Origin of the sequence: Azospirillum thermophilum (assembly GCF_003130795.1) — a bacterium.
GTDB lineage: Bacteria > Pseudomonadota > Alphaproteobacteria > Azospirillales > Azospirillaceae > Azospirillum > Azospirillum thermophilum.
The window spans coordinates 500,001-512,164 of record NZ_CP029357.1 but is presented as its reverse complement, the minus strand read 5'-3'; the positions used below and the strand labels follow the sequence as shown (position 1 = coordinate 512,164).

The window sequence follows — 12,164 nt, the reverse complement described above, 5'->3', positions numbered from 1 at the left end:
GCCGCATTCCATGGTGTGTGCCGGCCGGATGAGCCGCTATTGGTGGTGTCTGTTGCAGGGGCGCCACTGCTGCTGATAGCGCTGCGACAAAATGGCCCGCAGCCCGCTTCACGGCTCCCCGAGGGGTGGGTCCGAAGATGTCCGGAACCTTGGAGGCTGGCTTCCTGTAGTCGAAAAACAAACGAGCTACATGTAGTTGGCTTCCAAACTGCGGTCCAACCCGGTGCGCCGGAATGCAAAAGGGACGGCGCGGTTTCCCGCACCGTCCCTTCGGCGTCAGGGTGCCTGAGGCGCCCGCAGGCTCAGCAGCAGCGGTTCACGCCGGACCATTTGCGGTCCAGCTCGCTGACGTAGAACTCCTCGCGGGAGAGCGGCGGGACCTCCGGATGCAGCTTCCTGTGGCGTTCGAGATAGCGTTCGAACGCGTCGTCGCCGGTGACCTGGCGCAGACCCTGCCAGCCGGCCCGAAGCGCATGGAGGACCACGCCACGCCGCTCAGTCATCGTTCCCCCCGGCGGTCCGCGGCTCCCACGGATGCTCGGTCAGCGGCGGCACCACCTCGCCCCGCAGATGGCGGAGCGACAGGCGCGTCGCCTCGACGATCACCACCCACAGCACGATGACGAAGAACACCGTCAGCGCCGCGTCGAGCCGCTGGTTGAAGATCAGCTTCGGCGCGCTCTCCAGGGCGGCCCCGGTGAGCTGGCCGGCGGCGAGCTTCTGGGCCAGCGCGTCCGCCCCGGCGAGGAAGCCGACGCGCGGGTCGGCGGAGAACAGCTTCTCCCACGCCGCGTAGGTGGTCGTCAGGGCGATGGCGACCATCGGCACGGCGGTCACCCAGACATAGCGCGCCTTGCCCGACTTGACGAAGATGCAGGTCGCCACGGCCAGCGCGATGGCCGCCAGCATCTGGTTGGAGATGCCGAAGAGCGGCCACAGGATGTTGATGCCGCCCAGCGGGTCGATCACGCCGATGTAGAGGAAGTAGCCCCACATCGCGACGAACAGGGCGGAGCTCAGCATCGTCATCGGGAAGGACTTGGTGTCGCCGAACGGCTTCCAGATGTTCGACAGCATGTCCTGCAGCATGAAGCGGCCGACGCGGGTGCCGGCATCCACCGCCGTCAGGATGAACATCGCCTCGAACATGATGGCGAAGTGGTACCACAGCGCCAGCATCGACTTGCCGAAGGCGCCGGCGAAGATGGTCGCCATGCCGACCGCGAGCGACGGGGCGCCGCCGGTGCGGGCCAGCAGCGTCGTCTCGCCCATCTCGCGGGCCAGCTCGTTCATCGTCTCCGCCGTGACCGGGAAGCCCCAGCCGGAGATGGTGGCCACCGCCTGCTCGACCGTGCGGCCGACGACGCCGGACGGCGAGTTGATGGCGAAATAGACGCCGGGGTCGAGAACCGCGGCGGCGATCAGCGCCATCAGGCCGACGAAGCTCTCCATCAGCATCGAGCCGTAGCCGATCATCGGGATGTCGCGCTCGTTGGCGATCAGCTTCGGCGTGGTGCCCGACGAGATCAGGGCATGGAAGCCGGAGATCGCGCCGCAGGCGATGGTGATGAACAGGAAGGGGAACAGGTTGCCGGCGACCACCGGCCCCGTGCCGTCGGTGAAGCGCGAGAAGGCCGGCATCTTCATCTCGGGCTGCAGGATCACGACCGCGAAGGCCAGCAGCAGGATGGCGCCGATCTTGATGAAGGTGGAGATGTAGTCGCGCGGGGCGAGCAGCAGCCACACCGGCAGGATGGCGGCGAGGAAGCCGTAGCCGATCACGAACAGGGCCAGCGTGGTCCCGTCATAGTCGAACCAGCTGCGCAGCGGGCTGTGGTCGAGCCAGCCGCCGCCGGCCGTCGCCAGCAGCAGCAGCGCAAGGCCGATCAGCGAGCCCTCCAGGACCCGGCCGGGCCGGATGTTGCGCATGTAGACGCCGACCAGGATGGCGATCGGGATCGTGGCGAACACGGTGGAGGTGCCCCACGGGCTGTGCTTCATGGCGTTGACCACCACGAGGCCGAGCACCGCGACGATCAGCACCATGATCATCAGGGTGCCGAGCAGCGCCGCCGATCCGGCGACCGGGCCCAGCTCGTCGCGCGCCATCTGGCCGAGGGAGCGGCCGTTGCGGCGGGTCGAGCAGAACAGGATGACCATGTCCTGCACGCAGCCGCCGAAGACCGCGCCGACCAGCAGCCACAGCGTGCCGGGCATGTAGCCGAACTGCATGGCCAGCGTCGGGCCGACCAGCGGGCCGGCGCCCGCGATGGCCGCGAAATGATGGCCGAAGGTGATCCATTTGTGGGTCGGGACGAAGTCGCGGCCGTCGTTCAGCCGTTCGGCCGGCGTGGCGCGCGTGCTGTCGACCACCATCAGCCTGGCGGCGATCCAGCCGGCGTAGAAGCGGTAGGCCAGCGCATAGACGCCGGCCGCCGCGCCGATGAACCAGATGGCGTTGATCGTTTCTCCCCGGTTCAGGGCGATGCCGCCGAGACAGGCGGCCCCCAGAACCGCAATGCCGATCCAGATGAACGGCCGCAATTGAGCGGGCATTATTGCACCTCTTGGATGTAGCTCGCGTGAGCGTCGTTGGTCGGGCAGGCAATCGGCCCGGGTCTGCCGGCTCTGATCCCGTACAGCCCGGTGCTGCGCTCCCGCCAACCGGCCAACACCACTAACCGCTCGTGTTCTAGTATGCCAGACAACTTTTAAGCCGTCTTGCGGCAGCGAGCCGCATTGGACGAAGTCATTATACGGCACCGGACGCGAATCTGCTCGCCGCCACAACAGTCAGTATTGTCCGGACGTTCCCCCGCTACCTGGGTTGACCGAAATCCACTTCAGGCTGCAGCTTGGCTTTTGTTGGCTTGATCAATGATCTGCCGTGGAAATAAAAAGGCCCGTGCGCGGGACTGCCCCGGCGCACGGGCCCGGTCAGGCACGCCGCGGCGGGCGGCGGCCGGTCAGTTCCGGGTCAGGAACTTGTAGGTGATCCGGCCACTGTAGGTTTCCCCCGGCCGCAGGACCGGCGAGGGGAAGTTCGCCTTGTTCGGCGCGTCGGGGAAGACCTGCGGCTCCAGGCAGAAGGCCTCCTGCAGCTTGTAGAGGTGGCCGCCCTTGCCCTGGTCCTTCGGCACGGCACCGGTCAGGAAGTTGCCGGAATAGAACTGCAGCCCCGGCTGGGTTCCGTAGACTTCCAGGACGCGGCCGGACGCCGGTTCGACCATGCGGGCCATCAGCCCGTAGTCGCCCGCCTTCTTGTTGAGCACGAAGTTGTGGTCGTAGCCCTTCACGAAGCCGAGCTGGTCATAGTCGGACGCGATCCGGGCGCCGACGGCCTGCGGGCTGGTGAAGTCCAGCGGCGTGCCCTTGACCGGGCGGATCTCGCCGGTGGTGATCAGGGTGCCGTCCACCGGGGTGAAGCTGTCGGCATCGACCTGGAGCTGGTGGTTCAGGATGCTGCCGTTGCCTTCGCCGGCCAGATTGAAGAAGACGTGGCTGGTGAAGTTGACGATCGTCGGCTTGTCGGTGGTCGCGTCGAACGCGATGTCCAGCGCGTTGTCGTCCGTCACCTTGTAGACCACCCGCGCGGGGACGGTCCCGGGATAGCCTTCCTCGCCGTCCTTGAAGGTGTAGCGCATCTCGACGGTCGCCGGGTCGATCTGCCGGGCGTCGAAGACGACGAAACGGCTGCCCTTCTTGCCGCCGTGCAGGCTGTTCGGCCCGTCGTTCAGGCTGGCCTGGTACGGCTGCCCGTCGATGGAGAACTTGCCCCCGCCGATGCGGTTGGCGTAGCGGCCGATGAAGGCGCCCATCGACGGCTGCCCGGCGATCACCTGATCGATGCCGTCATAGCCGAGCGCCACGTCGCCGAGATTGCCGTTGCGGTCGGGAACCAGGATCTGCTCGACCTTGGCGCCATAGTTGGTGATCTTGACCACCATCCCCTTGGCGTTGGTCAGGGTGTAGAGGTCGACCGGCTTGCCGTCGATCTCCTTCTGGAAATTCTCCCGCTTCAGCTCGACATAGCCGCCGGCGTCGCCGGGAGCCGCCAGCGCGGCCGTGGAAACGCCGAGGAGAAGCAGCAACGCACCACTAGTCCATTTCCTCATGACGATATCCTTGTTGTTCTGGCCGGGACGGCACCGGCCCTTTCCGGCGCCGGCCCTTCCCGATGCCGGCCATCGCGCGGCGCGTGACGGCGGCAAAAAAGTATATTAGTATATCAAAAATCACGGCAAGGTCGGTCGCGGTGCGGATGATGCTCCGGCTATTATGTCGCAGCGCTGCGAGCGGCCTCGCGGGATTTCGTGTACAAACGGGGTCGGGACGGTGGACCATCATGGCCGACACCGGCACGCTGACTCCGGACCGGTTGTCGACGGCAGCCGGCTCCCCAACATCCACGGTATCCGGGCCGGACATCGCGGCCGGTTCCAGACCCGCCCCCTCGCCCGGGGGCCCAACACAGGAGGCGGCCCGCCGAGGCCGAGTGAGAATGCGACGTCACCGCCGCGCCAAGATCGTTGCCACCGTCGGACCGGCCAGCAACTCGCCAGAGATGCTGAAGCGGCTGTTCCTGGCCGGTGTCGACACCTTCCGGCTGAACTTCAGCCACGGAACCCACGAGGACCACGCCAAGGTCCATGCCGCCATCCGCGCGCTGGAGGCCGAGGTCGGCCGGCCGATCGGCATCCTGCAGGACCTCCAGGGGCCGAAGATCCGCGTCGGCACGATCCGCGACGGCAAGATCAACGTCGCGGCCGGCGAGACGATCCGTTTCGTGCCGACCGGCAGCGACGGTGACCGGGACGCCATCCCGCTGCCCCACCCCGAGATTTTCGCGGCGATCGCGCCTGGGCACCACCTGCTGATCGACGACGGCCGGGTGCGCGTCGCCGTCACCCGCATCGGCGACGACTTCATCGAGGCCGAGGTGATCTATGGCGGGGTGATCTCCAACCGCAAGGGCGTCAACCTGCCCGGCACCATCCTCGACCTGTCGCCGCTGACCGCCAAGGACCGCGCCGACCTCGCCTTCGGGCTGGAGCTCGGGGTGGACTGGGTGGCGCTGTCCTTCGTCCAGAAGCCCGGCGACCTGCTGGAGGCGCGCGGCCTGATCGGCGACCGCGCCGGCCTGGTGGCGAAGATCGAGAAGCCGTCCGCCCTCGACAAGATCGACGACATCATCCGCCTGTCGGACGCCGTGATGGTCGCCCGCGGCGATCTCGGCGTCGAGATCCCGCACGAGGAGGTGCCGGGCCGGCAGAAGGAGCTGGTGCGCGCCTGCCGTCTCGCGGTGAAGCCGGTGATCGTCGCCACCCAGATGCTCGATTCGATGGTCTCCGCCCCGACCCCGACGCGGGCCGAGGCGTCGGACGTCGCCACCGCCATCTATGACGGCGCCGATGCGGTGATGCTGTCGGCCGAATCGGCCAGCGGCTCCTACCCGGTCGAAACGGTGGAGATGATGGACCGCATCATCCGCTCGACCGAGCAGCACAAGCTCTACCGCTCGATCATCAACGCCTCCGATCCGGGGGAGGAGCAGACGGCCCCGCATGCCGTCGCCGCCGCCGCCGCCGATCTGGCCAACGTCATCCACTCCTCGGCGATCCTCGCCTTCACCTCCAGCGGGACGACCGCCGCGCGCATCGCCCGCCGCCGCCCGGCGGTACCGATCCTGGCGATCACACCGGACGAGCAGGTGTCCCGCCGGCTCTGCCTGCTGTGGGGCGCCCACAGCATCCTGTCCGAGGACATCCACACCTACGAGGAGATGGTGGAGCGCGCCAGCAGGTGGGGACAGGAGCAGGGCTTCGCCAAGGTGGGCGACTCGATGGTCGTCGTCGCCGGCATCCCCTTCGCCCAGGCGGGCACGACGAACAACATCCGCGTGATCCAGATCGACCGGCGCTGATCCGGTCGGGCCGGCGCGTCGCCCGGGCGGCGCGCCGGCCGGCCCCTCAGGCCTGGGCCGCCGCGATCTCCTGCCAGGCGTCGTAGGCGGCGAGCACGGTTTCCATCTGCGCGGTGTGGCCCAGGACGAAGGCCTCGCCGTAGATGGTCTCATCCGGATACTCGGTGATCAGCGTCATCGGCACGCTGTGGCGGTCGTCGACCGAGCACAGGCAGGGGAAGCCGTTGACGATGCGGAATCCCGTCTCCCCGGCATGGGTCTCGTACAGCGCGATCTGCGCGGCGTTGCGTTCGGCCAGGCCCGGAATATCCCCCAGCCGCCGCGTGATGCGGTCGAGCAGCCGCTCGCCCCGCTCCTCCCAGCCGGCATGGTGCCGCAGGACCAGGAAGAAGCCCTTCGGCAGCGTCCACATGGCGAAGTTGCGCGGGACATAGCCCGACAGCGGCCGGGTCCATTCGTGCGACGGATAGCCGTGCAGGTTGACGTGCAGCCGCGCGCCGCTGCGCCGTTCCGCCTCCAGCCGGATCTCCTTTTCCAGCAGGCCGGCGCCGCTGCCGTCCGGCATCCGGTACTCCAGATCGTCGCCGAGCGCCGTGTAGCGCGCGGCATGGTGCATGTGGCGCGGGTTGTCGACGCGCAGGCGATGGTGCAGGGCGTAGCCGTCCGGATTCTCCTGCGGCGACACGGTGAAGTGGGCCCCCGGACGTCCGGCCAGCCGCCGGGCGGCGCGCAGCGCCCCGACCACCCCCGTCGTCTCGTTGGCGTGCTGGCCGCCGCTGATCATCACCGCGGCGTCGCTCCCCCGGACATGGCGGGCGAGGACGCGGCGGCCGCTGCGCGTCGGCGCCTCGAAGGCCTCGCCGCCGATCCGTTCCAGCTCGGCCCGGATCTGCGCCTCGACCAGCGGGGCGCCGGCGCGGTCCAGCGGATCGGCCGGGCCGCGGGCGGTGGCGCGCGACAGCGGGCGCAGCTCGACCCGTGCGCGCACGGCGCCGGTGCCGGCGACGATCTCCGGGGCGATCTGGCCGGGCTTCAGCCCGCGGTCGCCGAGCGGCCGGCCCGACTTGCGCTGGAACACCTCCAGCAGAGAGAAGTAGAACTCCTCGTGCAGGGCCTCGCGCAGGCTCAGCACCTCGTCGCCGTAGCCGAGCGGCTGGTCTGCCGCCGGCAGCTCGACGCGGATGTTCAGCTCCTCGAAATAGGGCTCGCCGCCGGTCCAGGGATGGTCGATGACGGCCTTCATGGCCGCTTCGAACAGCCGTTCATACTCCGTCTCCAGCCGCTCGCCCTCTCCCCCGCCGGCGATGCGCAGCCAGCCGGTGGGGGAGACGCTGGTCTCGCCCGCCATGTCGGTGTGGACGCGGTTGGGCGCGGCGACCCGGTGCTCCTCGCGCCGGCCGTCCCGGAAGGTCAGCGCCACCTCGTAATGGAAGGCCTCGTCCGGCCGCGCCCGGAAGGCGACCGCCGCCCCGTCGAGCAGGGCGGCCAGCGGATAGGCCTCCAGCAGGAAGCGGTTCGGCGGGGCCAGCGGATGGACCGGATAGGCGATGTCGGCGGCGGCGAGCGCCGTCCGGTCGACCTCCTCCAGAAAGAAGTGGACCAGCGGCTTGTAGGCGCTGCGGATGCGGACGGCGACGCCCTGCGCCGCCAGCGCCCGCTCGGCGGCCCGCCGGCTGGGCGCGTCGTCGAAGGTCCAGGCCTCCGCCGCCGGCGCGCCGCCGGACTGGCGGGCCGGCCGGACGGCCAGACGGGCGGCCAGCCTGTCGAGCGTCCGCTCGAAGGTGGCGTCGAACAGCACGGTCATCGCGAGGTTCTCCCGGTGGGGTCGAGGCTGTCGCGCAGCCAGTCGCCGAGCAGGTTGAGGCCCAGCACCGTCAGCAGGATGGCGAGGCCCGGGAAGACGCTGACCCACCAGGCGAGCTGCAGGTAGGTGCGGCCGGCGGCCAGCATGCCGCCCCAGCTCGGGATCGTCGGGTCGGCCCCGAGGCCGAGGAAGGTCAGGCTGCTTTCCAGCAGGATGTTGTTGGCGACGTTCAGCGTCATCAGCACGATCACCGGGCCGATCAGGTTCGGCAGCAGGTGCTGCAGGATGATCCGCCAGTCCTTCACCCCGATGGCACGGGCTGACAGGATGAACTCCCGCTCGCGCAGCGCAAGGACGGAGCCGCGGACGAGGCGGGCATACTGCACCCACTGCGACACGATCAGCAGGATGATGGTGTTGGTCAGGCTGCCGCCGACGATGGCGATGAAGGTGATCGCCAGCAGGATGAAGGGCAGGGCGAGCTGCACGTCGGCGAAGCGCATCACCACCATGTCCCAGAAGCCGCGGTAATAGCCGGCGATCAGGCCCATCAGCACGCCGATCACCACCGCCCCGGCGACCGAGACGAAGCCGACCAGCAGGGAGATCCTGCCGCCGGCCACCACGCGGGCCAGCACGTCGCGGCCGAGCGGATCGGTGCCCAGCGGATGGGCGGCATTCTGCAGCGGCGGGACCAGCCGGGCCAGCAGGTCCATCCGGTCCGCCCCGCCGGGAAACAGCAGGTCGGAGAACAGGACGGCGAGGCAGATGACCGTGGTCAGCAGCGAGCCGAGAAGGAGTTCCAGGTTCCAGAAGCGCCTGGATCGCAGGAAGGAGCGCAGGGCGGCCATGGCGGTCACGATGTCCGGATGCGCGGATCGACCAGCCCGTAGGCGATGTCGACCAGCAGGTTGACGCCGACGATCAGCAGCGACAGGACGGTGATCACGCCCTGCAGCACCGGATAGTCGCGGGCCGCCACCGCATCGAAGGCGAGCGTGCCGAGGCCGGGCCAGTTGAAGACCCGCTCCACCACCACGATGCCGCCCAGCAGGCCGCCGAACTGCAGGCCGAAATAGGTGATCAGCGGAATGGCGCAGTTGCGCAGCGCATGCTTGTACAGGACCTTGCTCTCGCTCAACCCCTTGGCGCGCGCCACCATCACATATTGCGACTGCAGCGTCTCCAGCATGGAGCTGCGCACCAGCCGCACGTTGGTCGCGGTCAGGATGACGCCCATGGTGACCGCCGGCATGACGAAGTTGGCCGGCCCCTCCATGCCGCTCGGCGGCAGCCAGCCCAGCGTGATGGCGAACAGCAGGACCAGCATCGTCGCCAGCCAGAAGTTCGGTACCGACAGCCCGACCAGCGACAGGATGCGGATCGCCTGGTCGGCCATCCCGCCGCGCGCCGTCGCCGCCTTGATGCCCAGCGGGATCGACAGCGCGATCGACACGACCATCGACACGACGGCGAGCAGCAGCGTGGCCGGCAGCGCGTCGGCGATCAGCCGCGACACCGGGGTGCCGCCGAGGAAGCTCCTGCCGAAGTCGAAGCGCAGCAGCCCGGTCAGGAACTCCCAGTACTGGACCAGGAAGGGCTGGTTGACGCCCAGCGCCTCGCGGATGCGTTCCAGATCCTGTTCGGTGATGCTGCCCGCCCCTGCGTCAGCATCAGGGCGGGATCGCCGGTCAGGCGGATGGCGAAGGAGACGACCAGCGTCACCACCATCACCACGAAGATCGCCTGGATCAGGCGCTTGAGAAGGAAGCCGGCCAAGGCGCTCGTCCCTCGAACTGTTCTTGCGGATCGGTCGGGGACGCCGCCGGGACCCGTCGCGGGCCGGCGGCGTCGGGCTCCCTGCTTAGTCCACCGTGACGTCGGTCAGCTTCACGCGGTTGTCCGGTGCCGGCACGAAATTCTTCACCCGCTTGTTGACGCCGTAGATCGCGTTGGAGTTGTAGAGCGGCATCTCCAGCGCCTTGTCGGCGACGGTGCGGGCGATCTGCTTCAGGATGCGCTCGCGCTCGGCCACGTCGGTGATCGCACGCTGCGATTCCAGCAGCTTGTCCAGCTCGGCGTCCTGCTCGTACGGGTTCCACTTCTCGCCGGAATGGTACATGGCGTAGGCGGTGTTGTCGTAGTCGAAGGTCCAGCCGCCCCACTTCTGCTGGAACATCGCCCCGGTCTTGCCCTGGGGGATGATGTCGTTCAGCAGCACGTTGGTCTCGTACGGCTTGATGGTGGCGGTCACGCCGACCATCTGCAGGTAGCCGGAGATGGCCTGCGCCACCTCGTTCATCGTGGCGTCGTTGCCGCGGATGTCGATCTGCACCGCCGCCCCCGGCTTCACCCCCGCCTGGGCGAGCAGCGCCTTGGCCCCCGCCGGATCATAGGGCAGCGGCTTCAGCGACGGGTCGTAGCCGAAGGACAGCTCGCCCTGGAAGCTGGCGATCTCCGAGGCCTGGCCGGCCAGGATCGACTTGACGATGGTCGTGCGGTCGACCGCCATGGTCAGCGCCTTGCGCACGCGCGGGTCGGCGGTGATCCCGCTCTTGGTGTTGAAGCGCAGGGCATCGACCGTCGGCCCCGGCACGCTGAGGATCGCCAGCTTGGGGTCGGCCTGGATGACCGGCACCATGCCGATGGGAATGGTCGGCGGCAGCACGAGGTCGACGCGGCCGGCCTGCAGCTCCGCCACGGCGGTGGAGGGCTCGGAGATGAAGCGGTACTCGACCTCCGACAGCTTGGGCGCGCCGCCCCAGTAGTCCGGATTGGCCTCCAGCTTGATGCCGGTCTTCGGCGCGTAGGAGACGAACCTGAACGGCCCGGTGCCGACCGGGTTCACGTTGAAGACCGCGTCGCCCTTCTCCTTGATGTAGTTGGGCGGGACGATCATCGCGCCATAGCCGGCCAGCTTGGTCAGCAGCACCGGGTCGGGCGCCTTCAGCTTCAGGTCGACCGTGGAGTCGTCGATGATCTCCACGCTCTCGATGGCGATGTAGTTGGACCGCTGCGGTCCCTTCGCCCCCTCTTCGCCCAGCAGCCGGTCGAAGGTGAACTTCACGGCGGCGGCGTTGAAGGGCTCGCCGTTGTGGAACTTGACGCCGGTGCGCAGCTTGAAGCGGATGCGCTTGCCGCCGTCCAGCTCGGTCCAGGAGTCCGCCAGCCCCGGCACCAGCTTGCGGTCCGGGCCGCGGTAGGTCAGCCCGTCGAAGATGTTGGTGGCGACCGACGCCCAGTTGACGAGGAAGGTGTCGATCGGGTCCCAGCTTCCGGGATCCTGCGGCGACGAGATGGTCAGCTTGCCGGCGGCCTCCGCGGGCGTCGCGAGGCCCATCGCCCCGGCCAGGGCCGCGGCCATCAGCGCGGCCTTCATCCCCGTCATGCCCAATGCCCCCTTCGTTCCCAAAGCCATGCGCCTGTTCCTTCTTCGGCGGGTTGTCGTTGGTCTCTTCCCCTCGCGGGCCTGCCGGACGGCCGCGCGCGGGAGCTGTCATGCGGTCCGGCGGACGAAATGGCCGGGCCGCACCTCCTCGAGCGGCAGGACCGCCGGATCGTCGCCGACGGCGCGGACCGGGCTCGGGATGTCCCCTCCAGCAGCGCCGGGCGGCTGCCGCGCCGGCCCGGATCGGCCACCGGGACGGCGGAGAGCAGCCGGCGGGTGTAGTCGTGCGCCGGCGTTTCGAAGATCTGCCGGCGGCTGCCCATCTCCATGATCTGGCCGAGATAGAGGACGGCGACGCGGTGGCTCATCTTCTCCACCACCGCCATGTCGTGGCTGATGAACAGGTAGGCGAGGCCGCGCTCGGCCTGCAGGTCCATGAACAGGTTGATGATCTGCGCCTGGATCGAGACGTCGAGGGCCGACAGCGCCTCGTCGGCGATGATCAGCTTTGGATCGGAGGCGAGGGCGCGGGCGATGCAGACCCGCTGGCGCTGGCCGCCCGAGAATTCGTGCGGATAGCGGCCGGCATGCGACGGCGGCAGGCCGACCCGCTCCAGCAGCGACGAGACCCTCCTGGTGATCTCGCGCTCGTCGGTCAGCAGCCCGTGGGTGCGGATCGGTTCGGCGATGGAGAAGCCCACCGTCCGCCGCGGATCGAGCGAGGCGAAGGGATCCTGGAAGATGTACTGGACGTCCCGCCGCAGCCGGCTGCGCTCGGCGCCGCCCATCTCGGTGAGCGGCCGCCCGCCGAAGGAGATGCGGCCCGAGGTGGCGTCCTGGAGCTGCTGGATGGTGCGGCCGATGGTGGATTTGCCCGATCCCGACTCGCCGACCAGCGCCAGCGTCTCGCCCGGATGGATGTCGAGGGACACGCGCGTCACCGCATGGACCTGATGGGTGACCCGGCCGAGCAGGTTGCTCTTCGCCTTGAAGCGCACCGTCAGGTCGCGCACGGACAGCAGCGGTCCGGCGGCATAGTCCGGGGTGTC

At 68.9% G+C, this 12,164-nt stretch carries 7 protein-coding genes and 2 pseudogenes (1 of these 9 only partly in view); 1 reads left to right on the top strand and 8 read right to left on the bottom strand.

All coding sequences use genetic code 11. The features are described from left to right. Positions 1 to 302 precede the first annotated feature (302 nt). The 3 genes from DEW08_RS27110 to DEW08_RS27100 all read right to left on the bottom strand — a co-directional run bounded on the left by DEW08_RS27110 (position 303) and on the right by DEW08_RS27100 (position 4,115). Positions 303 to 503 (bottom strand): YbdD/YjiX family protein, encoded by a 201-nt coding sequence (locus DEW08_RS27110; protein ID WP_109333176.1) that lies wholly within the window; start codon positions 501 to 503, stop codon positions 303 to 305. Further along, the gene (locus DEW08_RS27105) at positions 496 to 2,556 is read right to left on the bottom strand and encodes a carbon starvation CstA family protein (RefSeq protein ID WP_109333173.1); all 2,061 of its coding nucleotides are present in this window, start codon (positions 2,554 to 2,556) and stop codon (positions 496 to 498) included. Before DEW08_RS27105 ends, DEW08_RS27110 begins: the two co-directional genes overlap by 8 nt. Before the next feature lie 410 nt (positions 2,557 to 2,966). Further along, positions 2,967 to 4,115, bottom strand: coding sequence for an aldose epimerase family protein (locus DEW08_RS27100; RefSeq protein WP_109333171.1), 1,149 nt, complete (start codon positions 4,113 to 4,115; stop codon positions 2,967 to 2,969). Positions 4,116 to 4,501: 386 nt separating this feature from the next. On the opposite strand from DEW08_RS27100, the gene pyk reads away from it, so the two are divergent. Beyond that, positions 4,502 to 5,923, top strand: coding sequence for a pyruvate kinase (gene pyk / locus DEW08_RS27095; RefSeq protein ID WP_109333169.1), 1,422 nt, complete (start codon positions 4,502 to 4,504; stop codon positions 5,921 to 5,923). A 46-nt stretch (positions 5,924 to 5,969) separates the two neighbouring features. Here pyk and DEW08_RS27090 read toward each other — a convergent pair whose 3' ends face one another. The 5 genes and pseudogenes from DEW08_RS27090 to DEW08_RS27065 all read right to left on the bottom strand — a co-directional run. Beyond that, complete coding sequence (locus DEW08_RS27090) at positions 5,970 to 7,727, bottom strand: M14 family metallopeptidase (protein ID WP_109333166.1); 1,758 nt, start codon at positions 7,725 to 7,727, stop codon at positions 5,970 to 5,972. Then, positions 7,724 to 8,578, bottom strand: a complete 855-nt coding sequence (locus DEW08_RS27085; protein ID WP_109333164.1) for an ABC transporter permease — start codon at positions 8,576 to 8,578, stop codon at positions 7,724 to 7,726. The genes DEW08_RS27090 and DEW08_RS27085 overlap by 4 nt, the downstream gene beginning before the upstream one ends. A 5-nt stretch (positions 8,579 to 8,583) precedes the next feature. Further along, positions 8,584 to 9,506: pseudogene (locus DEW08_RS27080) on the bottom strand (ABC transporter permease). An 85-nt stretch (positions 9,507 to 9,591) separates the two neighbouring features. After that, positions 9,592 to 11,115: an ABC transporter substrate-binding protein gene (locus DEW08_RS27070; RefSeq protein WP_109333496.1), complete on the bottom strand. Its 1,524-nt coding sequence runs from the start codon at positions 11,113 to 11,115 to the stop codon at positions 9,592 to 9,594. A gap of 108 nt (positions 11,116 to 11,223) precedes the next feature. Next, positions 11,224 to 12,164, bottom strand: a pseudogene (locus tag DEW08_RS27065) (ABC transporter ATP-binding protein) (it continues 912 nt past the right edge of the window).

Coding starts and splice junctions, on each gene's coding strand:
- DEW08_RS27100 (WP_109333171.1), bottom strand. CDS start 4,115: ATGAGGAAATGGACTAGTGGTGCGTTGCTGCTTCTCCTCGGCGTTTCC.
- DEW08_RS27110 (WP_109333176.1), bottom strand. CDS start 503: ATGACTGAGCGGCGTGGCGTGGTCCTCCATGCGCTTCGGGCCGGCTGG.
- DEW08_RS27090 (WP_109333166.1), bottom strand. CDS start 7,727: ATGACCGTGCTGTTCGACGCCACCTTCGAGCGGACGCTCGACAGGCTG.
- DEW08_RS27070 (WP_109333496.1), bottom strand. CDS start 11,115: ATGACGGGGATGAAGGCCGCGCTGATGGCCGCGGCCCTGGCCGGGGCG.
- pyk (WP_109333169.1), top strand. CDS start 4,502: ATGCGACGTCACCGCCGCGCCAAGATCGTTGCCACCGTCGGACCGGCC.
- DEW08_RS27105 (WP_109333173.1), bottom strand. CDS start 2,556: ATGCCCGCTCAATTGCGGCCGTTCATCTGGATCGGCATTGCGGTTCTG.
- DEW08_RS27085 (WP_109333164.1), bottom strand. CDS start 8,578: ATGGCCGCCCTGCGCTCCTTCCTGCGATCCAGGCGCTTCTGGAACCTG.